General features: G+C 63.7%; 19 protein-coding genes. 7 read left to right on the forward strand and 12 right to left on the reverse strand.

The features are described 5' to 3' along the window. Positions 1–3 precede the first annotated feature (3 nt). The 10 genes from NKI69_RS19465 to uxuA all read right to left on the reverse strand — a co-directional run bounded on the left by NKI69_RS19465 (position 4) and on the right by uxuA (position 13,791). Positions 4–969, reverse strand: a complete 966-nt coding sequence (locus NKI69_RS19465; RefSeq protein ID WP_352440730.1) for an ABC transporter permease — start codon at positions 967–969, stop codon at positions 4–6. Beyond that, positions 962–2,608 (reverse strand): dipeptide ABC transporter ATP-binding protein, encoded by a 1,647-nt coding sequence (locus NKI69_RS19470; RefSeq protein WP_352675920.1) that lies wholly within the window; start codon positions 2,606–2,608, stop codon positions 962–964. The genes NKI69_RS19465 and NKI69_RS19470 overlap by 8 nt, the downstream gene beginning before the upstream one ends. A gap of 29 nt (positions 2,609–2,637) precedes the next feature. Continuing rightward, positions 2,638–4,395 (reverse strand): ABC transporter substrate-binding protein, encoded by a 1,758-nt coding sequence (locus NKI69_RS19475; RefSeq protein WP_352675918.1) that lies wholly within the window; start codon positions 4,393–4,395, stop codon positions 2,638–2,640. Positions 4,396–4,518: 123 nt separating this feature from the next. After that, positions 4,519–5,736: a GNAT family N-acetyltransferase gene (locus tag NKI69_RS19480; protein ID WP_128302608.1), complete on the reverse strand. Its 1,218-nt coding sequence runs from the start codon at positions 5,734–5,736 to the stop codon at positions 4,519–4,521. After that, entirely contained in the window at positions 5,733–6,995 is a 1,263-nt protein-coding gene (locus NKI69_RS19485; RefSeq protein WP_352722379.1) for an acyl-CoA dehydrogenase family protein, read from the reverse strand. The genes NKI69_RS19480 and NKI69_RS19485 overlap by 4 nt, the downstream gene beginning before the upstream one ends. Before the next feature lie 50 nt (positions 6,996–7,045). Continuing rightward, positions 7,046–8,191 (reverse strand): LLM class flavin-dependent oxidoreductase, encoded by a 1,146-nt coding sequence (locus tag NKI69_RS19490; protein ID WP_352722380.1) that lies wholly within the window; start codon positions 8,189–8,191, stop codon positions 7,046–7,048. Further along, positions 8,188–9,612: an LLM class flavin-dependent oxidoreductase gene (locus tag NKI69_RS19495; RefSeq protein WP_352722381.1), complete on the reverse strand. Its 1,425-nt coding sequence runs from the start codon at positions 9,610–9,612 to the stop codon at positions 8,188–8,190. The genes NKI69_RS19490 and NKI69_RS19495 overlap by 4 nt, the downstream gene beginning before the upstream one ends. Positions 9,613–9,620: 8 nt before the next feature. Continuing rightward, positions 9,621–10,859 carry an acyl-CoA dehydrogenase family protein gene (locus NKI69_RS19500; RefSeq protein WP_352440736.1) on the reverse strand — a complete coding sequence of 413 codons (1,239 nt, stop codon included), beginning with the start codon at positions 10,857–10,859 and terminating at the stop codon, positions 9,621–9,623. After that, entirely contained in the window at positions 10,856–12,265 is a 1,410-nt protein-coding gene (locus NKI69_RS19505) for an LLM class flavin-dependent oxidoreductase (RefSeq protein WP_128302611.1), read from the reverse strand. The genes NKI69_RS19500 and NKI69_RS19505 overlap by 4 nt, the downstream gene beginning before the upstream one ends. A 341-nt stretch (positions 12,266–12,606) precedes the next feature. After that, a complete protein-coding gene (gene uxuA, locus NKI69_RS19510) occupies positions 12,607–13,791 on the reverse strand; it encodes a mannonate dehydratase (RefSeq protein WP_352722382.1) in 1,185 nt (394 codons plus the stop codon). Positions 13,792–13,889: 98 nt separating this feature from the next. Between uxuA and NKI69_RS19515 the strand changes: the two genes are divergently transcribed. From NKI69_RS19515 to NKI69_RS19540, 6 genes are all read left to right on the forward strand, one after another. After that, positions 13,890–14,675, forward strand: coding sequence for an SDR family NAD(P)-dependent oxidoreductase (locus tag NKI69_RS19515; RefSeq protein WP_128302613.1), 786 nt, complete (start codon positions 13,890–13,892; stop codon positions 14,673–14,675). Positions 14,676–14,935: 260 nt separating this feature from the next. Further along, positions 14,936–16,288: an ABC transporter substrate-binding protein gene (locus NKI69_RS19520; RefSeq protein WP_352440738.1), complete on the forward strand. Its 1,353-nt coding sequence runs from the start codon at positions 14,936–14,938 to the stop codon at positions 16,286–16,288. 110 nt (positions 16,289–16,398) lie between these two features. Continuing rightward, positions 16,399–17,337 carry a sugar phosphate isomerase/epimerase family protein gene (locus NKI69_RS19525; RefSeq protein ID WP_352440739.1) on the forward strand — a complete coding sequence of 313 codons (939 nt, stop codon included), beginning with the start codon at positions 16,399–16,401 and terminating at the stop codon, positions 17,335–17,337. Continuing rightward, a complete protein-coding gene (locus NKI69_RS19530) occupies positions 17,334–18,269 on the forward strand; it encodes a carbohydrate ABC transporter permease (protein WP_352440740.1) in 936 nt (311 codons plus the stop codon). Before NKI69_RS19525 ends, NKI69_RS19530 begins: the two co-directional genes overlap by 4 nt. Beyond that, on the forward strand, positions 18,269–19,177 hold the full coding sequence (locus NKI69_RS19535; protein ID WP_352440741.1) for a carbohydrate ABC transporter permease: 909 nt from the start codon (positions 18,269–18,271) through the stop codon (positions 19,175–19,177). The genes NKI69_RS19530 and NKI69_RS19535 overlap by 1 nt, the downstream gene beginning before the upstream one ends. 1 nt (position 19,178) lies before the next feature. Continuing rightward, positions 19,179–20,249, forward strand: a complete 1,071-nt coding sequence (locus NKI69_RS19540) for a Gfo/Idh/MocA family oxidoreductase (RefSeq protein ID WP_352722383.1) — start codon at positions 19,179–19,181, stop codon at positions 20,247–20,249. Here the strand turns inward: NKI69_RS19540 and NKI69_RS19545 are convergent. Together NKI69_RS19545 and NKI69_RS19550 are read right to left on the reverse strand one after the other, a co-directional pair. Continuing rightward, positions 20,246–21,052 carry an SDR family NAD(P)-dependent oxidoreductase gene (locus NKI69_RS19545; protein ID WP_023809097.1) on the reverse strand — a complete coding sequence of 269 codons (807 nt, stop codon included), beginning with the start codon at positions 21,050–21,052 and terminating at the stop codon, positions 20,246–20,248. The genes NKI69_RS19540 and NKI69_RS19545 overlap by 4 nt on opposite strands. Then, positions 21,049–21,903, reverse strand: coding sequence for an NAD-dependent epimerase/dehydratase family protein (locus NKI69_RS19550; protein ID WP_352722384.1), 855 nt, complete (start codon positions 21,901–21,903; stop codon positions 21,049–21,051). Before NKI69_RS19550 ends, NKI69_RS19545 begins: the two co-directional genes overlap by 4 nt. A 232-nt stretch (positions 21,904–22,135) precedes the next feature. Between NKI69_RS19550 and NKI69_RS19555 the strand changes: the two genes are divergently transcribed. Then, complete coding sequence (locus NKI69_RS19555) at positions 22,136–22,780, forward strand: cysteine hydrolase family protein (RefSeq protein WP_128302615.1); 645 nt, start codon at positions 22,136–22,138, stop codon at positions 22,778–22,780. The last annotated feature ends 27 nt before the right edge of the window (positions 22,781–22,807 follow it).

Genomic DNA, 22,807 nt, shown 5'->3' on the forward strand with positions numbered 1-22,807 from the left:
GCGTCACCCGCTGCGGCGATGGGGGTCGAGGACGTTGCGCAGGCCAGCGCTCAGCGTGTTGAAGCCGGCCACAGTCAGAAACAGCGCGATGCCGGGTCCGAGCAGGAACCATGGCTGCAACTGGTAGAGGGATGAGCGCTGCGCCTCGGCGATCATATTGCCCCAGCTCGGCTGCGGCGCCTGCACGCCGACGCCGAGGAAGGAGAGCGTCGCTTCGGCGATGATGTTGGTCGGCAGTTGTACCGCCCAGTAGACCAGGATGACCGGCGCGATGTTGGGCAGGATCTCGCGCATGATGATCCTGGCCTTCGAGGCGCCGATCGTCTGCGCGGCTTCCACCAGCGGGCTGCGGCGCAGGACAAACACCAGGCCACGCGTCAGCCGGGCAAAGTAGGTCCAGGAAAACAGGGTTATGATCAGCACCACCACCAGGGAGGGCGCAACAAACGGCTTGCCATCGACGCCCCGGTTCAGCGACAGGAGGCTGAGCGCGGTGACGATGAACGGGAACGACAAAGCGACGTCCACCGCCTGCGAAATGACGCGGTCGACGCGACCGGCAAGAAATCCGCTGACGAGGCCGATGGCGGTGCCGATGATCATGGCAAGCGTGGTCGCCGGGATGGCGATGGCCAGCGATACGCGCGCGCCGTAGAGCGTTCTGACCAGCACGTCGCGGCCGTTGCCGTCGGCGCCAAGTGGAAATTCGAACGTGGGGCCAGTCGGCAGTCCCATCTCGGTCAACGCCGTATCGCGGAACTGCTCCGTCACCCCGTGCCCCAGCAGCCACGCGACCACTGGCGCCAGCAGCGCACCGGCGGTGACGAAGCCTATGATCAGCGCGCCGATGCGAAAGGACCGTTCGCGCAGCAGCGCTCGCACAAGCAGCGACCTGTAGGAATTCACCACCTCGCCATGCCCCAGCAGGACGTGGTCCTGGACGGACGCCAGGGCACGGATCTCAGGCATGCGCGGCGATCCGCTCGGGAACCGGGTTGCGCCGCAGGACCTTGCCGGGGATCGCGTCTATCAGCCTGACCGTGTAGGGATGCCGGGGAGCGCCGAAGACACGGCCTGTCTCGCCGGCTTCCACGATGACGCCCTTCTCCAGCACGATGACGCGGTCGCACAGTTCCGACACGACGCCGAGATCATGCGAGATGAAGAGCAACGACAGGCCTCGCTGCCGGCGAATGGTCTGCAGCAGCCTGATGATCTTCGCCTGCGTCGTGATGTCGAGTGCCGATACCGGCTCGTCGGCGACGATCAGCGAGGGTTCGAGCGCGATGGCGCGCGCAATGGCGACACGCTGCCGCTGGCCACCTGAAAGCTGGGCCGGGAAACGATCCAGCACGTCGTCGGGAAGTTCCACGTCGCGCACCAGATCCTGCACGCGCCGGCGTATCGCCGCGGCGTCCAGTCTGGTGCCGATGATGAAGGGTTCCGCCAGAATGGACCGGATGCGCCGCCGCGGGTTGAGGCTTGCATAGGGGTCTTGAAAGATAACCTGTATGTCCGACCGCAATTGCCGGTCGATGGCGATGCCGCCGACACCCGAACGCGAATAGATACGCTCCCGCAGGGAGATGCTGCCCTCGTCCGGCCGGTCGAGCCCGGCGATCAGCCGGCCGATTGTCGACTTGCCGGAACCGGATTCGCCGACGAGGCCGACGATCTCGTTTTCGCGGACGGTGAACGAGATATTCGTGAGCACCGGCCTGATCAGACCGCCTGCGGCGGAGCGGCCTGCGAACGAACGCGCGATTGCCGAGACGGAGAGCAAATCGGGCATCGACGGCAGCGCCGGGAGTAGCGATGATCGCGCCGCGCGGGCCACCAGGCCGCCAAGCCGCGCCGCACCGAGCAGCTCCCTGGTGTAGGCTTGGCGCGGTGCCCTGTAGATCAGCTCGGCCGGCGCCTGCTCCACGACGTGCCCCGCGCGCATCACCAGGACATCGTCGGCAATGTCCGAAACGACGGCCAGATCGTGGCTGACGAAGATCATTGCCGTGCCGTGGTCCTGCTGGATTCGTTTCAGCAGATCGAGGATCGACGCCTGCACGGTCACGTCGAGCGCGGTCGTCGGTTCGTCGGCGATGATCAGACCGGGATTGAGCGCGATCGCCGCTGCGATCATCACGCGCTGGCGCATGCCGCCGGAGAACTGCCTGGGATAGTCGTTCACGCGGGCCGCAGGATCGGGGATGCCGACATCGGCCAGAAGATCGAGAACGCGCTGACGCAGCTCCCCGCGTCCCACCTTGCGGTGGGCGGTGATCGCTTCGGCGATCTGCTGGCCGATGGTCTTTAGCGGATGAAGGTTGCTGAGCGGGTCCTGGAAGATGAAGCCGATATCGGCGCCTCTCCGCCGGCGCAGGTCGCCGGCGGAGAGGCCCAGTATCTCATCGCCCTTGTGCAGCACGCTGCCGCGAACACTCGCCGCCGGTGGCAGAAGGCCGGTGGCGCCGAGCAGCGACACGCTCTTGCCCGAGCCCGATTCACCGACGATGGCAAGCGTCCTGCCCGGCTCGACGGAAAACGAGACGCCATGCACCACGTCCACGCCGCCGAACGCGACGCGCAGATCGGCGACAGAGAAGATGGGCACGCGCGCCTCCTTTTGCCGGTCCGGCCTTGCTACTGCTTGAGAGCGATGTTGGTGATGTCGGCATTGACCGCCAGCGACGACCACACCCAGTTGGCGAGGCGATCGGAAGTGACCACGACCTTGCGCTTCTCGAACAACGGAATCCATGGCAGGTCGGCGGAGACGAGCTTGTCGGCCTTGGTCCAGATCGGTCCCGGATCGTCGGACGGATAGGCCTGCGCCGCTAGCTTGTTGAGTTCCGGATTGCTGTAGCAAATGGCGTGGACGTTGCCGGTGCCGCAAGGTGCCGCGTCCGAATTCAGCCAGCCGCCAAGCAGCATGCGCGTGCTCGGTCCCTGCCAGTCCGGGGAGAATGTGCCGCCGAGGGACACGTCCCAGCGGCTCTTCGGATCCTGGATGAAGGCGTACCACTGCGTCGGCGGGATCGGGATCAGGTTGAGCGTGATACCCGCTGCTTCCAGATCCTCCTTCAGCGTCACGGCAATCGCTTCGAACTGCGCGTTGCCCCTGTAGATCGCGTCGAACGCAATGCCATTCGGATATCCCGCTTCGGCGAGCAGTTCCTTTGCCTTGGCCGGATCATCCCTGTAGCTTTCGGTCGGATACGGGTCGAACTTCTCGTAGCCGAGAATGGTCGAGGTGATGATCTGGGTGAGCGGCACCGCGCCGATCGAACCGGCCTGCGTCTGCGCCAGATGTTCGCGGTTCACCGCATAGGTCAGCGCCTGCCGGACCTTCAGCTTGCGCAACGCCTCGGCCCCGTCGCTCTTGACCTCCGGCCGCTGGTTGAAGGTGATGAAGTTCGCCGATCCACTGTTCGTCACATGGATGTCGGGGCTCTTCTGCGACAGGAAGCGCTGGATCGTCGGAATGGGCGGGATGTCGAGATAGAGCGACAGATCAGCCTCACCGGCGATGATCTTCTGGACGACGCTGTCCTCGCTGTTGGCGGTGAAATCGATATCGATCTCATCGGCATAGGCCCTGCGCGCCTGGTCGGACTCCGCCTTGAAATTCTTTGCCTTCTTCAGAACCAGCTTCTGACCCTGCTCATAGGTGTCGACATAGTAAGGGCCGCTGGACGGCAGGTTCTTGCGCGACTCCAGCGAGTCCGGGAAATATTTGGACGCGATCTCGGGCGCCACCGGGGACACGAAATTCATCGAAAGGATGTTGAGGAAGTCGTAGTTCTTGGTGTCCGACTTGATGACCAGCGTGTGCTCGTCGGGAGCCGAGACGCCGGCAATCTCGTGCGTGTCGGTGAAAGCCTTGGTCGCAGCGAGATCACCTGTCGGCACTTTCGCGAATTCCTTGCAATAGTCGACGAAGCCGGAGATCACGAGGTTGAAATAGTTGATGGCGGCGACCTGCTTGTTGGGATCGCAGAAGCGCTTGACGCCATAGACGAAATCACTGGCGACGATCTTGCGCTCGATGCTGCCGGAGAAGAACACGTCGTCCTTCAAATGGAAGGTGTAGACCTTGCCGTCGTCGCTGATGTCCCAGGACTTGGCGAGATCCGGCACGAGCGTGGTGTCCTCCTTGAGGCCGGCTGGCGAGCCGGGATAGGTCACCAACTGGCGCGTTGTTGCGCGCAGGATTTCCCAGGAATCGATGCTGTAGCCGGTGAGCGGATCGAACGCATCGAGATCGGACTGGATCGAAGCAATCCGCAGGACCCCGCCATGTTTCAGATCTTCCGCTTGCGCGGATGAACCAAGAACATAAATCGACAGAATGCCACCTGCAATTCCCAATAGTAAATTACGCGCAACATGTGTTGTCATTACTTCTCTCCGATTATAAATAATTCTTCAAAATACCATTGCATTTAGCGAGAATAATTTTGAGATAAAATTACCCATTTTTCAAACACACTTTCAAAATACATTTTATATTAGCTCCGCCTGTCAAAACATTGTTCCGGAATGAGGCAAGGCCGGCGCCGTGAACAGCGTGTCGAGCGTTTCGACCGCAGCCCGGTCGAAGTCGCCGAGGCGCCCCGTCTGCGCGAGCTGCCACCACTTCACGCCGCCGAGATAGGCCGCCGAAACCGCGGCCACGTCCGTCACCACGGCGGCGGACAGATTGGTGCGCTCGGCTCCTTCTGGCGAGAGGCGCAGCCTGGTCGCGTTCTCGGGCAGGATGGCATCGGAGACTTCCAGCACGACGCTGCCCTGCCCGGCATAGGACCGGGCTGTTAGAGCCTTTTCAGCGTCCAGGAGCCGCAGCCATGTTTCGTCGCGCGCCGCCGAAACGCGAACGCTTCGAAAATCCTCGAACAGCCACGGCAGCAGATCGTCCGCGGGACGGCTCCAGAAGACGATGCGATGCGGCAGGTCGACCGCCAGCAGATGTGCGACCAGCGCGACATAGGCGGCCGGACTGTAGGCCACGATATCATCGACCACGATGGTGCGTTCCGAGCTGGTGAACCAGCTGTCGAGGCCGACAGGGTGATAGCGCACGAACCCGGTTTCCGAACCCTTGTCGCCGTGAACGGCGACGTAGTTAGGCGTGCCGCTGTGCGTCTGGCGCAACGCCTGAAAATCCCACCAATAGGCCGAGCGTGTGATGACGCCCGCGCGCGAAACAGGCTGACCCGCGTAGATGCGCGCCTGTATCGCCCAGGCATCGTCGCTGTCGATCAGCCGAATCTTGTCGGAGTACGTCAGCCCTGCCCGCAGGCGCGCGCGCTGGGTGTCGACTTCCAGGCTGACAGAAGTATTGGCGATCGCATAGCCAAAGTTGCCGTAGATGCGCGCGTCGGAGGCCCGCAAGGTGGCCGCCGCCTCGCCCTGTTCGCGCGCGGCGCGCAGCTGCGCCTTGAACAGCGCCGTGGCGGCGCCACGCCGCGTATGGGTGGGCAGCACGCCGACATGGGTGACCGCGGCCTGCGGCAACCAGGCGCCGCCGGGAACCGCGATCCGTCCCGAATAGGAGTCGGTTGTGCCAACGAGCGTCTCGCCGTCGAAGGCGCCCCAGGTGCGATCCGGCTCGAACAGTCTGTCGATCAGCGCGTCGTCGATCGGGCCGAGCGGCGGCAGGCCGACCATGGCCGTGCGGAAGGTGCGTGCGGCCTGCGCGAGTTCGGCCTTCCCGGTCAGCAGGCGCACATCCGATATCATGATGCCTTCCGCGTGGGCACGGCTTCAGGCTTGTGCGCTTCCGGCTGCGGCGGCTGCGCATAGGTTCGCGGTCTCGGCAGCGTTTCGGCCAGCAGATATGTGCCGACCTCGCGCGCCCGGTAGGAGACCGGATCGTGGACGGTATGGGTGCGCGCGTTGCGCCAATAGATGTCGAGGCCATATTTGTTGGCCGTCGAGCGCGCGCCCGTCGCTTCGAAGATGCGCGCCGTCACGTCGAGCACGACGTCGTTGGCGACGATCTTGCCCTGGTCGATGATCGTTGCGAGTTCGCCCCATTGCTGCGCCGTCACCGACGCTCCGGCATGCAGTGCCGCCTCGTAAAGCGCCGCGGCCTTGTCGGCGATTGCTATGCCCGCCGCAATGCCGGCGGATAGCCGGCCGAACAGCACCAGATGGTAGGGATCGTCGATCGCCCGTTCCAGCCCGGACTCCGGCCAGGGCCGGCCGAAGCGGCGGACATGATCGGCGGCGGCGGCAAGAGCGCCCTCGGCGATGCCGAGATAGAAATTGATGAAGATGAGCTGGCTGAACAGGACGCGCAGGCCGTCGCGCAATTCGACATCGCCCTCATAATCGTCGAGGGCGCTGAGCAGCTCATCCTCGAAGACTTCGACACGGTCGAAAGTGACACTGCCGCTCGCCGTCAGTCTCTGGCCGAGATTGTCCCAGTCGCCGCCGAAGCTGATGCCCTGGCGCGTCGGCGGGATCTGGTAGTGAGCGCGTTTGCCGTTGTCCCAGAGGCTGACGGTGATGACCTGGGCCACCGAGGCGCCGGTTGCGAAGGTGCGCCTGCCGTTCAGGAATCGGCGGTCGCCGACATGCTCGATCTCGTTCCACTGGTCGCGCGGATTGCTGACGCCGCCCTGAAACCAGCCTTGCGCGCCGACGCCGCGCGCCGTCTTTTCCCACTGCTCGGCCGTGCCGAGAATGTAGGTCCAGACACCGTTGGAATAGTGATACGCGATCAACTGCCCGATCGAGCCGTCGGCGGCGGCGATGATGCGGCTGATCTTGAGCGCCTGGACGAGGTTTGCGCCGGCGCCGCCGAATTCGCGTGGCGCAGCCAGGCCGAGCAGGCCGCTGTCGCGCAGCAGCGCCAGTTCTTCCACCGGGTCCTTGTTCGCCCGGTCGCGTTCGAGCGCCGTTGCCGCGAGTTGCTGCGCCACGTCGCGGGCCTTCTCGGCCCAGGTCTCGAATTCGGCGTCGCTGAGGCCCGGATAGATCTGAATGTCCGACATTGTCTTCTCGTCATGCTCCATTGTCGCGTCCACCTGAGGCCGCACATGTTTCAGGCTGCGAGCAGCCCCTTCGATTTCAAGACCGCCAGCGCGCCTTCGGCGAAATGATAGGCTTCCTCGACATGCGGCTGGCCCGACAGGATGAAGTGGTCGAAGCCGACGGCGTGGTACTCCTCGATGAGGGACGCGACCTGCTCGTGGCTGCCGACGATCGCCGTGCCGGCGCCGCCGCGAACCAAGCCGTAGCCGGCCCACAGATGCGGCGATATTTCGAGATCGCGCACGCTGCGCGCGGTGAGCGCCGCGGTGCCGCTGTCGCTATGCAACGCGTTCATCCGGCGCTGGCCGGCCGATTCCGTGCGCGCCAGGATTGCCTGCGCCTGCGCGATCCGCTCCGGCGTCAGTCTCTCCAGCAGCCTCTCGGCCTCCTCCCAGGCCTGCGCCTCGGTATCGCGACTGATGACATGCAGGCGTATGCCGAAGCTTAGTTTGCGGCCCTGCGCGGCGGCGAGTTCCCGCACATGGCCTATCCGGGCAGCCTCGGTTGCCGGGCTCTCGCCCCAGACCAGATAGGTGTCGACATGGCGCGCGGCGACCGCTTGCGCAGCACCACTTGCGCCACCGAAGAAGATATCGGGAAGCGGCCATTTGCCGAAATCGATCTGGGCGCCTTCGATGTCATAGTGCTTTCCCCTGAAATCGAAGCGCCGGCCCGAACCGGCTGGCAGGACCACGCCGCGCAGGATCTCGAGGAACTCTCCCGTGCGTTCATAGCGCTGGTCGTGGCCGAGATGCTCGCCGAAGCGTTTCTGCTCCCGCGGATCGCCTCCGGTGACGACGTTGAGCAGCAGCCGCCCACCCGATATGCGCTGAAGGGTCGCCGCCTGGTGGGCGACCAGCGTCGGCGAGATCAGGCCGGGACGGAAGGCGACGAGGAACTTCAACCGCGTCGTGACCTGCGCCAGTGCTGCCGTGACTATCCAGGCATCCTCGCACCAGGTTCCGGTCGGCGTCAGCACGGCTTCGAAGCCTAACGTCTCCGCGGTCTTGGCGACCAGCGAGAGATAATCGAGGCTCGCTTCCCGAAACCGCGATCGTGACGGGCCGTTGCCGAGATGGGAATCATCGCCAGAGCCGACGATTTCCCGGCTGTCGCCGTTGGTCGGCAGATACCAGTGGAGATGGATGCCGCTCACTCGGCCGCCTCGACGATGGTACCCCAGTTCGAGCGGTCGCGTGCGGCTGTTCCCGGGTGGTCGTCGCGCAGCAGCCGCTGGCCCGCTCCCTGGAAGCGCTCGCGGATCGTGGTGCCGGGCGCGCCACGTTCCCGGATGCGACCCCGCCGCCGCAGCTCCGGGACGACGAATTCGATGAAGTCCTCGAACGTGCCCGGACTGACGACATAGGCCAGGTTGAAGCCGTCGACGCCGGATTCATCGGCGATGCGTTCGAGCTCGTCGGCGATCCTCTGCGGTGAGCCGACCAGCTTGGGATGGATGCCGCCGAGCCCGATATACTCGGCGATCCCGGCCACGGTCCAGCGCCGGTCGGCATCGATCCGCGTCAGATTGGCAAGGGCTGAACGGCCGGCATTTGTCTCGATATATTCGAGCGGGTGGTCGAGTGGGTATTGCGACCAGTCGACGCCGGTCCATGCCGAAAACAGCGCCAGGGCCGCTTCGACACTGGTGTAGGATAGATAGTCCTTGTGCTTGGCCTCAGCCTCTTCGTCCGTGGCTCCGGTGATGACGGTGACCGCGGTGATAAACTTTATCGCATCCGGCGCCCGTCCGAGTTCGACGGCGCGGGCACGGATCGCCTCGACCGAGCGGCGGATGGAGGCCGTGCTGGTGCCGCCGAGGAACACCACCTCGCCGTTGCGAGCAGCGAATTCGCGCCCGCGCGGCGAGGTTCCCGCCTGGAACAGAAGCGGCGTGCGCTGCGGACTGGGCTGCGCGAGATGCGCGCCGGGCACGGAGAAATATTTGCCGAGATGGCCGATCGGATGGACTTTGGAAGGGTCGGTGTAGAGCCCCTTCTCGCGATCGTGCACGACCGCCCCGTCCTCCCAGGATCCCTCCCAGAGCTTGTAGGTGACATCCAGGAATTCCTGCGCCAGATCGTAACGCTCGTCATGGTCGATCTGGCGTTCCAGACCGAGATTCTTCGCCGCCGATTCCAGAACCGAGGTGACGACGTTCCAGGCGATGCGGCCCTTGGTCAGATGATCCAACGTGGTGAACTTGCGGGCCAGGAGATAGGGCTGCTCGTAAGTGGTCGACACGGTGATGCCGAAGCCGAGATGCCTGGTGGCGGCGGCCATTGCCGAGACCAGCAGCAGCGGGTCGTTGACCGGCGACTGGGCTGCGGTGCGCAGCGACGCATCCGATGTCCCCCGGAAGACATCGAGGTGGCCAAGCGCGTCAGCGAGGAACAGCGCGTCGAAGCCGCCGTCGTCGAGCAGCTTGGCCAGCGAGGTCCAGTATTCGAGGCTGGTGTAGGTGTGGGCGCGGTCGCTCGGATGACGCCAGAGGCCCGCCGACACGTGACCGACCACGGTCATACCGAAGCCGTTGAGGATGAGAGGCTTGACCGCCTTATGGGTGGAACTTACCATGCTTCGGCTCACGAATAGTAGGTTGGCGGCGGCACACGGCCGTTAAGCGCGAAGTCACCGACTTCCAGCACCTTGTAGTGGACGGGATCATGCAGGCTGTGGGTGCGGACGTTGCGCCAGTAGCGGTCGAAGCCGAACGAGCGCGCCGTGGAGCGGGCGCCGGTCAGTTCGAATATGCGCGACGTCACCTCCAGGGCGACCTCGGTCGAATGCACCTTCGACTGGTAGGCGATTGCCGCGGCATGGCCACGCTCTTCCGCGGTGAGATCCCTGCCTCGCTCGAAGGCGCGCTGCACGGCCTCGCCGGCGGCGTCCGCGAGCGCCTGCGCGGACGCCAGCGCGATCGAAAGCCGGCCGAAGCGCTCGACAACCAGCGTGTCCTCGGAGGCTTTCTTTGCCGGCGAGGACAGCCATGGCCTGCCGCGTTGGGTGACGTAATCCCTGGCGTCTTCCAGGGCGGCAAGGGCGGTGCCGAGATAAAGTTCGCCGAAGGCTGCATGAACGATCGGCACATGCAGCGTGGCATGCGGCGGATGAACCGTATCATCAGGCCAATGCCCGACCAGATCGTCGGCGGATGCGGCGACATTTTCGAGCGCCGCACTGCCGCTCACCGTTAGCCTCTGGCCGATATTGTCCCAGTCATTGCCGAAGCTGAGGCCTGACGTGGGGTTGGCGACGATGAACTGGCCGATATGACCGCTGGCATCGGTGCCGGCGATCCGCGTGCTCCCGGCAAAGCGCACCCAGACCTGCAGCGTGTCGGCCACCTGCGCACCACTGGTGAAAGGCTTGGCGCCGTTGAGCACGAAACCGCCGTCCACCTGCCTCGCCTCGACAAGCGGCTCATAGGCGGCCTGCGCGATGCCGGCATGAAACCAGCCCTTGGAGAGAAAGCCTTGAAGCCGTCTTTCGATCAGGGACTTGTTGTCGCCGTCCAATCCGATTGCCGTGCCGAAGAGATGGTAGATGACGATCTGGGCTATCGATGTATCGCCCCTGGCCAGGATGCGGACGATCCTGAGCACTTCGGTCGGCGTCGCGCCACCGCCGCCAAATCGCTTGGGAATATAGATCGTCAGCAGGCCGGCCAGACGCAAAAGGTCTATCTCGGCATGCGGGGCGGCCCCGGCCAGATCGCGCGCTGCAGCTGTTCGCTTGAGTTCGCGCACGACCTCCTCGGCCTTCTCGGCCCAGCCTTGGAAATCGCTGCGCTGTTCATGCTGAACGGTGGCGTGGATGGTCATGATACCAAAGCCTCCGGCTGACGGCCCTGCGAGAAAGCGTGTTGCGCCGCCGGATGATCGGCGGGCGGGCGGCTGTCACGCCCGAAGAGCCTGGAGCGCAGCGAGGGACCGAGATCCTCGCGAATGCGCCCGCGCCGCCGCAACTCGGGAACGACATGGGCGGAGAAATCGATGAAGCTGCCGGGGCTGACCACATGCGTCAAATTGATGCCGTCGGTATCGGTGGCTTCCAGCCATTGCTCGAGCTCGTCCGCAACGGTCTTCGGACCGCCGACAAACGACTTGCCGCGCCCAAAACCGCCCTCCGGGGAAAACGCCTGGCGCAAGGTCCACTGGCGGCCCGACGACGGGTCGTCGAACATGCGCAGCAGGGAGCGGTTGGAATCGGTTTCGGTGTAGCGGATAGGCTGGTCGAGATCGTGCCTGGAAAAATCGATGCCGGTCGTTGCCGAATAATGCACCAGCGCGCCTTCGACATCGTAGTGCGACCTGTAGTCAGCGAGCTTGGCGGCCGCGGCGGCGTCGGTTTCATCCGTGATCACCGAGACCGCGGATATGAACTTGATGCTGCCTGGAGCCCTGCCTTCATCGCGGGCAAGCCGCTTCACCTCAGCGACATTGCGGCGGATGCCATCGACATCGGCACCGGCGACAAAGACCACCTCCGCGTGACGAGCGGCAAAGCGCTGGCCGCGCGGCGAACCGCCCGCCTGGAACAGCACCGGCACCCTCTGCGGACTGGGCTCCGAGAGATGCGGACCCGGAACATTGAAGTAGCGACCGGAATGACCGATCGGATGGACCTTTTCCGGATCGGTATAGAGACCGTCCGGGTTGGCGGCGCTGCCGCGATCACGCACCAGGGCACCGTCTTCCCAGGAACCCTGCCAGAGCTTGTAGGCGACATCCATGAACTCGTCGGCGATCTCGTAGCGCTCGTCATGCGCCACCTGCCTGTCGAGACCGAGATTGCGCGCCGCGCTGTCGAGCTGCGAGGTGACGACGTTCCAGGCGATCCGCCCCTTGGTGAGATGATCGAGCGTGGTGAATTTGCGCGCCAGCAGATATGGCTTTTCGTAGGTCGTCGAAACGGTGACGCCGAAACCCAGCCGGCTTGTCGCGCCGGCAAGCGCTGAGACCAGCAACAGCGGATCGTTGACGGGGGACTGCACGCCCTTTGCCAGCGAGGCGTCGTATCCACCGCCATAGACGTCGAGAAGGCCCAGCGCGTCGGCGATGAACAAGCAATCGAAGCCGCCCTCCTCCAGTGCTTTGGCAAGTTCGATCCAGTAGTCGAGCTCGGCATGTCGATAGGCCTGGTCGGCCGGATGACGCCAAAGGCCGTAGGCGACATGGGAGACGGCATTCATGGTGAAGCCATTGAGAATAATAGGAGATTTTGCCATATGACAACCCAGACAAACGCGCTCAGCACGGGATCGATCTTTGTCTATGGATTTAGTGTAATTCAAAGCATCGCGCGTGGAGATTTTTCCTAAAGATCGCGGTGTTTGTGACAATCCATTACTGGATGGTGTCGAAGCGGCCAGTGTCGAGCCGCATCACCAAGGTTGTCGTCAAGCCATGCGGACAATCCATGCCCAGCTTCGCCGAACTGCGGCAGCGCATGGCTGCCCTGGCGCGATGCGACCCAGGGCGTTTCTCAGCAATGTGGCATATAAGCACCGCGGAAGTGCAAAACCGGCGCGATAGTTTCAGATCCTGCCAGCCGAACTGAGGGGCCCGCTCAAGCCAGCTCGAACCGCTCGATGGCGCGCATGATGCCACGCAGCTCGGCGAGGCCTTTCAGCCGGCCGATCAGCGAATAGCCGGGATTGATCCTGGTCTTGCCGATGTCGTCGGCGAGCAGATGGCCATGGTCGGGCCGCATCGGAATACGCCAGTCGGCACGGCCCTCTCGGCGGCGGCGTGCCTCTTCCTGCATCAGAGCGAGAATCACATTCGCCATGTCCGTGCCGCCCTCGAGATGCTCGGCCTCGTGGAACGAGCCGTCATCCTCGATGGTGATGTTGCGCAGATGGGCGAAATGGATGCGGTCGGCGAATTCCTTGACCATGGCGACGATGTCGTTGTCGGCGCGCGTGCCATAAGAGCCGGTGCAGAACGTCAGGCCGTTGGCGGGGCTGTCGACGGCGTTGAGGATGAAACGCGCATCCTCGGCGGTCGAAACGATGCGTGGCAGGCCATAGAGCGAGAAGGGCGGGTCGTCGGGATGGATACACATGCGCACCCCCTCCTCTTCGGCCACAGGAATGATCTCGCGCAGGAACCAGGCAAGGTTGTCGCGCAGCTCCTTTGGTCCGATCGCGTCGTATTCCGCCAGGGCCTCGCGAAAACTGTCCCTGTTATAACTGCGCTCGGTTGCCGGCAGGCCGGCGATCAGATTGCGCTCGATCCTGTCGATAGCTTCGCTGCTCAATTCCTTCAGCCGCGCTTCCGCCTCGGCGATGCGGGCGGGGGTATAGCCGGCCTCGGCATTGACGCGCTTCAGCACGAACAAATCGTAGGCCGCGAAATCGATCGCGTCGAAACGCAGCGCATAACCTGTCGTTGGCAGCCGATAGGCGAGATCCGTGCGCGTCCAGTCGACCACCGGCATGAAATTGTAGCAGACCGTCGCAATGCCGGCCTTGGCGAGCGCGCGGATTGAGTCGCGATAGTAGCCGGCGTAGCGCTCGCGTTCCGGCGTGCCGATCTTGAAGGAGTTGTGGACCGGAATGCTCTCGACCACCGACCATGTCAGGCCGGCGGCCTCGATGACACGCTTGCGCTCCAGAATGCTCTCGAGCGGCCAGGCGCGACCGTCGTAGATATCGTGCAAGGCGCTCACCACGCCGGTCGCACCGGCCTGCCTGACATGATCGAGCGTTACCGGATCGTTCGGTCCATACCAGCGCCAGCACTGTTCCATTGCCGCTTCCTTCTGCGAGAGAACGGCAACCTATTGTTGGACCACAATGGGTGTCAAACTAGGAACGGTTTCGGACAGCGAATGAAGGAGTTTTCCCAATGAAGGATTTCGACGGCAAGGTGGCTTTGGTGACGGGCACGACCGGGATTGGCCTCGCAACCGCCAGACGCCTCGCTGCAGGGGGTGCTGCGATCGTCGCCTGCGGCATCGACCGCGCGGCCAACGCTGCGCTGAAATGGGAACTGGAAAGCTCCGCAGCCGGGGCGCTGGTCATAGGCGCCGACGTCTCCGTGCCCGATCAGGTTCGCGACGCGGTCGCGACTGGCGTCGAGCGGTTCGGCGGCCTCGATATCATCGTCAATTCGGCGGCGGTGCATCCGTACGGAACCGCGACCAGCACCGATTTCGAGACCTGGAACAGGGCGATGTCGGTCAATGTCGGGTCGATCTATCTGACAGCGCATTTCGGCATCCCGGAAATGGTCCGCAGGGGCGGCGGCGCCATCATCAACGTCGCTTCGGTGCAGGGCTTTGCCTGCCAGCAAAACGTCGCCGCCTATGCCACCACCAAGGGCGCCATCCACACGCTGACGCGTGCCCTGGCCCTCGACCATGCGCGCTCCGGCATCCGCGTCAATTCCGTCAGCCCGGGCTCGATCCGCACCCCGATCCTGGAGAAGGCCGCCCGCGGCGAGAACGGCACGGATGCCGATGTCGAGGCCGCCTACAAGCGCTTCGGCGAAGCGCACCCCATCGGGCGCATCGGCGAGCCGGAGGAAGTGGCTGAACTCATCGCTTTCCTGTGTTCGTCGAAGGCCGGCTTCTGCACTGGCGCGGACTACAAGATCGATGGCGGCCTGACCGCCGGCATCGGCGTGAAGTAGATCGCGAAGATTGGGGCTTGTCCGTTACCGGGACCAGCCGGCATCCGACAATTGGTTTGCCGATCTTCTTGCAGATCACTGCCCAGGCAAATCGAACACCGCACGGGCCACGCCGAACACGAAAGGGGGGCGGTGCGATCGATGAAATAATAGGCATTCTTGCCGATTGACAAAAACATCAACAGGCGACCAAGATCATATGACCATCAACGATATTGGTCCCGAGGTCGCCCCTCGGCATTGGCGTAAAGGAGAGCCAGATGCCCCTTCAGCAGAGAGTGACCCATCGTCCGAAACAACGTTCCGCCGCTCCCATCCTTGCCACCGCACTGCTAGGCCTCGGCCTGATCACAGTGCCCGGCATCGGCCACGCCGAAGGGATCACGCTCAAGATCTTCGGCGGCTCGGCGCTCGACGAACTCGCGCCGCGCCAACCGCCGGACGAGCAGAAGAAAATCCAGCAGCAGGTTATCGACGGCTTCCTCAAGGCCAACCCCGACGTCGCCGCGGTCGAGTGGGATGCCCAGGGGCCGCAAACCGATTCCATCCAGCGCGTGATGACCGCAAAACTTGCAAACCAGGAAATGGATCTGATCGCCTGCCCGGCCTTCTACACCAATGGCGCCTATGTCAGGCGAAAACTGGTGATGCCGATTACCGACAAGATCAAGCCGTTCCAGGACAGGATCGACGCCGCCGCACTTGGCGCCTTCACGGTCAACGGCCAAGTCTACGGCGTGCCGATCTCGACGCTGTCGACATCGACGATCTTCTACAATGTCGATCTCTTTCAGAAGCTCGCCATTCCTGTCCCGCCAACCTATGACGACCTGAAGGCAGCCGTGCCGAAGTTCAAGACCGCGGGCGTGATCCCTCTGCTGCATCAGGGCTCTAACACCGTGATGTGGCCGATGTGGTACTTCGAGACCTTTTCGCAGGCCTCGGGCGACCCGGTCGGCAAGACGCAGAAGAACCTCGAGGGCACGGCGAAATTCACCGACGCGCCCGATGTCGAGGGGTTCAAGCTGATCAAGCAATGGGTCGATGATGGCATCCTTTCCAAGGATTCGCTTTCCGTCGACCAGGACGGCATGCGTGCGGCCTTCGCCGCCGGCAAGAGCGCCATGTATTATGGCGGCACCTGGGAAATCCCGTCGCTGCAGTCGAGCGTCAAGGACTTCAAATGGGGCGTCTTCGCCTTTCCGAAAATGGACGGAACGCCGGGCGCGCCTGGCCATGGCGGCGGTGCCGACAACGGCATGTGCGTCGCCTCCTCGATCCCGCCCGAGAAGCTCGATGCCGCGGTCAAGTTCATCGAATATTTGACAAGGCCCGAGGTCGCGACGCTCTACCTCGCGCCGGAACAGCCGATCGCGGCCTCGATCAAGGGCGTGCCGCAGGTCGACGATGCCTATGCCGTCGAACTGCGCAAGCAAGCCTTCCCGAACACGATCAAGTTCCTCGACTGGATCTGGCCCTCGGAGGTCGCGAGCGCCACGTCTTCGGCAATCGCCGGCATCGTCGGTGGCACGACCACGCCCGAAGATGCCGCCGCATCGATCCAGGCCATTTTCGACGACCTCAAGGCCCAGGGCAGTTGGCCGCCCAAATGAGGCCCTGAAGTAGCGCCTGCAAGCGAGCGCACATCCGGTCGGGCTGATGCGCCAGGCAAGAAAAACAGAGGCTGCCTGCTTCGGGCAGCCTCGCCCATCGGAGAGAACACATGACGACACATCGCGCCGAACGGCAGCGCTTCTCGATCGGTTATCATCTGAACAGCTGGGACCTGACCGGCCTTCCGCTACGGCCAGCCATCAAGTTCCTGGCAGACCAGGGCTTCGGCTGGTTCGAGATCCTCGCCTTCACCAGCCTGTCGGACCAATACGCCCGCAAATACATGCAGCTCGGCAACCAGGCGCCGATGGGGGTGACCACCGACACCGACATCTTGCGGCGCTATGCGCTGCTGTCGGAAGGCCAGAGCGAGTATGGCATCAAGCTCTCCTCCTTCTACGTCAATGCGATCTTCACCAACCCCGTCGCCTGGCCCTATGAACGGGATGTGCTCGTCGCGCTGACCAGGATGTTGAAGGGGTTCGGCTCACCGGTGCTGGTTCTCGGCGGCGGTCCATCGGAAGCCGCTGCCGGGGCGCACACGGCCGACGACTACCGCGCCTTTTGCCGGGCGCTCGAGGATATCGGCAGGCGGACAAAGGACCTTGGCATCGAGACGGTCTATCACCCGCACCTCGACACCTTCATCGAGCGCCGCGACCAGCTCGATCGCATGATGGATGAACTGGATACCGATCTGGCCGGCCTGTGCATCGATCCGGCGCATCTTGCGCATACCAATTCCGATCCGGTCGACGCGGTAAAGACCTACATTTCGGCCGTGCGCTACATGCATTTCAAGGACACCAGGGTCGATCCGGCGCTGAAGGGCTATGACCGCTATGGCGCCTTTTGCGAGCTCGGCGCCGGGGTCGTCGATCTCGCCGGCATCGTCGACGTCCTGCTGGATGCAAACTACGATGGGCTCGCCATCATCGAGCTGGATGCGTCCAGGAAAACGGCAGAGCAAAGCACGCTCGAGAGCATCGCCTATGTCAGGGACACGCTCGGGCTGGTGCTGACCCCGCAAGGCGCGAAGGCCGCGTGAGCACGCGACCGCAAAAGGCGGCTCCTGTTTCGAGCCGATCCGGCACCTGGCGTTTCGATGCCGGGGACGGGGCTACGGCCTTCGTCATGATCCTGCCCGCCGCGATCCTCTTCGGTCTTTTCTACCTCTGGCCGTTCGTCAACGGCTTCTGGCTCAGCCTGCACAATTGGGACGGGTTTTCCGACCCGACCTGGGCAGGCTTCTCCAACTACATGCGCCTGGCGCATGATCGCATCTTCCTCGGTGCGCTGCGCAATAATCTGATTTTCGTCGTTGCCGTCGTCGTCCTGAAGAACGTGCTCGGCCTCGGGCTGGCGCTGCTTCTGAACCGGGCGCTGCTCGGCCGCGCCTTCTTTCGCGCCGCCGCCTTCATCCCGGTGACGATGTCCTTCGTCGCCGTCGGCCTGCTCTGGTCCTGGATCTACAATCCCGTCTTCGGCCTGCTCAACAGCGGGCTCGATCTCATTGGCCTCGCCGGGCTGAAACGATCATGGCTCGGCGACGCCGACATCGCGCTCTACTCGATCATCGTCGTCGATGTCTGGAAATGGCTCGGCTTCCATGCCGTCATCTATCTGGCCGGGCTGCAGACGATCCCCTCGGAGCTTTATGAATCGGCGAAGATGGACGGCGCCGGCCCCTTGCAGCGCTTCCGGCACGTCACCGTTCCGATGATGATGCCGATCATCTTCATCAACACCATCCTCGGCCTTTCCGGCGCCTTCGTGCGCAACTTCGACATCGTCTATGTCCTGACCAAGGGTGGTCCGAACCACGCCACCGAAGTGGTGCTCACCTACATGATGAGCAAGGCCTTCCAGGACGGCGCCATGAGCTACGCCGCGGCGATCGGCTATGTGCTGTTCATGATCGTCGGGCTGGCCAGCGTCGGCCTGCTGGCCCTGATGCGGCGGCAAAGGCTCGACGTCTGATGAGAGCAGCCGCCAACCCTCCGCTTCCCCTGGATGATGGCGCCGCCGGCTCTCGCCGTCGCGGGCTCATGCAGCGCCTCGGCATGCGCGGCATCCTCGAACTTGGCGGCATCTATGCCGCGCTCATTCTCGTGCTCTTCGAGACCCTTTATCCGCTGCTTTGGGTGCTGTTCGGTTCGCTCAAGACCAAACAGGAAATGCTCAGCAATGTCTGGGGTCCGCCATCGAGCCTGGTGCTGCAGAACTATGCCGATGCCTGGCGGATCGCCGGCATGGGATCGCGCATCGTCAACAGCATCTTCGTCACCGGCTCGGCATTGATCATCCTGGTGGCCGTCGCGACGCCGTGCGCCTATGCGGTGGCGCGTCTTCGTTTCCCCGGACGCGGTCTTGTGGTCGCAGTCGCAGTTGCGGCCATGCTGGTGCCGCCGCAGGTGATGGCCATTCCGCTGTTCCTGGTGGCGCGCGATCTCGGCCTGATAAACAGCCGGCTCGGCATTGCCTTCATCTATGCCGCGACGTCGCTGCCGCTTTCGGTCTTCATCCTGCGCAGCTTCTTCATCACATTGCCGGCCGACCTCGAAGATGCCGCTCGCATCGATGGCGCCAGCCGGCTCGAGATCCTGATCCACATCATGCTGCCCCTGGTGCGGCCGGGCGTGGCGCTGATCCTCATCTTCGGCTTCATCGAGATCTGGAACGATTTCTTCCTGGCCTTCCTGCTGTTGCGCGACCCTTTAGTGCAGACCATTCCGCTTGGACTGGTCAGCTTCTTCCAGCAATACGACTCGCTCTGGACGCTCTATTTCGCCGCGTTGACGATCACGACACTGCCGGTGATCGTCGTCTTTGTCGCCATGCAACGGCAGTTCATCGCCGGCCTGACAGCCGGCGCCGTGAAGGGTTGACATGCAGGATCGCGTCATTGGCGTTGGCGTCATCGGCTGCGGCGAGATCGCCCAGTTGATGCACTTGCCTTATCTCATGGAATTGCCGGCGTTTCGCATCGCCGCCTTGTGCGACATCTCTTCCGGCACGGTCGACAAGGTGGCGGAACATTATGGCGTCACTGCCAGATATACCGACCATCGCGCGCTGCTTGCCGACCCGAATGTCGATGCGGTCGTGATCTGCACCTACGATCATGGCGAGATGGTCGCCGATGCAATCCGAGCCGGCAAGCACCTGATCGTCGAGAAGCCGCTTGCCTTCACGCCGCAGGAGGCGCGCCCGCTGGTCGAGCAGGCCGAGCGGAGCGGCCTCGTCGCCCTTGTCGGCTACATGAAATTCTATGATCCCGGCTATGAGATCGGGCTGGAGCGCATCGCCGCCATCGGCCGGCCGAAGTCGATCCATGTCCACGATTTCGCGGGCCGCTTCGACCGTTATGGCCAACTCTACACGCAGACCAGGGTCACCGACGTGCCGGCCGATGTGTTAGCGGCGGGACGCGAAACGGTCGCTCGGCGCATCGAGGCGGCGCTCGGTGTGGACCATGCCGGCTATCGCGATCTCTATCTTGTACTGCTCAGCCTCGCCAGCCACGACCTTGCCGTCATGCGCGGCGCTTTCGGCACGCCGGACCGCGTCGTGCATGCACAGCAGACCGGTCCCAACCAGCTGCTGGCCGTGCTCGATTATGGCGGCGTCCCTTGCCTCTTCGACATGGCACTTGCCCAGTATGAATGGTGGGACGAGTGGATCCACGTGCATGGTGAGCGCGACGAGGTGCGGATCGAATTCCAGAACCCCTATTTCCGCAATGCCTCGGCGACCGTCCGGCTGCGCGAAACCACAGGCGAAGCTGCATCCGAACGCGCTCTGCCTGGCGTTCCGGATACGTCGTTCCGCCGCGAATGGCTGCATTTCGCCGATTGCGTCCATGGCGGCGCGAAGCCGCGCACGCCGCTTTCGGGCGGGCTCGCCGATCTCGATCTTGCCGTTCGGATCATCCAGGCAATGCCGCCGAAAAGACTTTAGCGAAATTTCGGAAACGCGCCGCCAGCCGGCGCGTTGGCCCAGCTCTGCAAGGTCTGGCCGCCGTCGATCAGCCAATCCACGCCTGTGACGTGCCTCGCCTCGTCGGAGGCCAGGAAAGCCACGGCGGCCGCGACATCGTCCGGCTGGCCGATGCGGCGCAACGGAATGCGGTCGGCGAAATGCTGGACGCTGCTCTTGAATTCGCCGTCGCCGGAAACCGGTACGCCAAGCGTCGTCTCGATCACGCCGGGGCAGATGGCGTTGACGCGTATGCCGTAAGGCGCGGCATCGAGCGCTGCGACCCGCGTCAGGCCGACCACCCCGTGTTTGGAAGCGACATAGCCGGCACCACCCGAAAGGATGTCCCAACCGGCCATGGACGAGCCCATGTTGACGATCGAGCCTTCGGTCCCGGCCTCGATCATCGCCCGAAGCGACGCCTGCAGCACGAGGAAGATGCCGCGCAGATTGATGCGGATGGTCGTATCCCAGTCTTCGACCGGCAGGTCGTGAACGGGAGCGACGACGCCGGAAATTCCGGCATTGTTGAACACCACGTCGAGGCCGCCGAACGCCTCGACGATCGTTGCGACGGCGCGCCGCACATCCGCTTCATCGGTGACGTCAGCCTCGATCGCCAGGGCGTCGTCGCCGAGGGAGCTGGCCAATTGCCGCGCCGCCGCGCCATTGCGGTCGACAATGGCGACCCGCGCGCCTTCGTCAAGGAAACGCCGCACCGCTGCGCTGCCGATCGCGCCGGCGCCGCCGGTGACGAGGACCTTTTTCTGGTCGAACCGTTTCATCCTTCGGTCTCCGGCTTTGGATAGGAACGCCATGAATACTTTGGTTCGAAACCGATCGTTTCGCGCGCATGGACCGTGTCGAGCACGGCGCCGAAGCCGGCGATCGGCCGCGACAGAGCGACATCAGGATAGACCCGGCGCACGAGCGCTTCGGTCTCCTCTTCCATGAATGTGTCGGCGGCGCTCAGGAGGACGCGCAGATGGCCATCGCCTTGCCATTCAAGCGCCCGCAGGAAGCCCTGCCCGGCGTCGCGCGCATCGAGATAGGCCCACAGGTCGCGGGCACTGTCGGCGGTGGCGCGGCGCGGCCCGACGCCCTCGAAAAAAGAACCCGGCGTCTGGATCCACGGCATGCGGATACTGACCGCCGAGAAGGCCCCCCGGCGCACCGCCGCGTCGACGATTTCCTCGCCCAGCCATTTCGACAGGCCGTACGGGTCCTGCGCGCCGACCGGATGGTTCAAGTCGACCGGCAGATAGGGCGGCCGCACAGGTTTCTCGAAAAAGGGATAGCCGAAAACGCTGAAGGACGAGGCATAGACGAAGCGCCTGGCGCCGGCCATGGCAGCTGCCTCGACCACATTGTAGGCGGTCGTGATGTTGGTCTTGAACACCTCGCCGCCGGCCCGGCCGGTCGGCCGCGGAATGGCCGCGACATGCACAACGGCATCGCAATCGCGCACCAGCTGCAGTGTCGATCCCAGATCGGTCAAATCGGCGGTTGCGTGGCGCCATACGACCTCACCCGGCACCACGGCATCGACACCAAGCACATCGTGGCCGGCCGCAACCAGAGCCTCGGCCACATGGCGGCCAAGCAGGCCGCTGGCTCCGGTGACGATGGTTTTCATATCTCGGCCTCGGCTCCGCAATTAAGCGGCTTGAATATTGTTGATGGTCATACAAATCGAGCACATGCCTGACAAGCGTTGTCAAGGCCATTTCGCGATGGACAAATAGCGCATACGCTTGTCGGAGCGCGGTGCGCAAGGCCGACCAGCACGCTTTGCGTCGAACGGGATTGACTTGGCATCCGCTAGGGTTTTTTGTATGAGCATCAACGATCGGTCAAAGGAGCTCGCCATGTCCGTGGACAGTTTTTCCTCACATCGGCACGATGACGCGGTGCGCCTCGATCCACGCCGTGCAGCCGTTATCGTCATCGATATGGTCAATGAGTTCTGCAAGCCCGGCGGGGCCATGGTCCTGCCTGGGTACGAGACGCTGGTCGCGCCGCAACTGGCCGTGATCGAGGCCGCGCGCGCCGCCGGCGTGCCGGTGATCTGGGTCCATGACAGCCACCGGCCGGGCATGCGACGCGAGCGCGAATGGCTGAAGCGCACACCGCATTGCCTGGATGGAAGCTGGGGGCCGGAGATCATCGAGGATCTCGGCGCCCGCGATGACGAGATCCATGTGATCAAGCGGCGCTACTCGGCCTTCTTTCAAACCGACCTCGACCTGACGCTGAAAGACATGCAGACCGATCAGTTGATCATCTTCGGCGTGGTCACCAACATCTGTGTGCGCTCGACCGTCCATGATGCCTTTTTCGAGGGCTATGAGGTGGTGGTGCCAAGCGATTGCTGCGCGGCGACGGGACCACGCGAGCAGGAAAGCTCGCTCTATGACATAGCGACCCATTTCGGCGTGGTCAGCGATTCGGCTGATGTCGTCGCAGCCCTCCGCGACGGGAGGTCGCTTCAACCAGCGGAGGTCGCGGCTTGAGCTTTTTTCAAACCGGCGACATCCAAG

The organism is Mesorhizobium sp. M0491 (genome assembly GCF_040321265.1).
Lineage (GTDB): Bacteria > Pseudomonadota > Alphaproteobacteria > Rhizobiales > Rhizobiaceae > Mesorhizobium.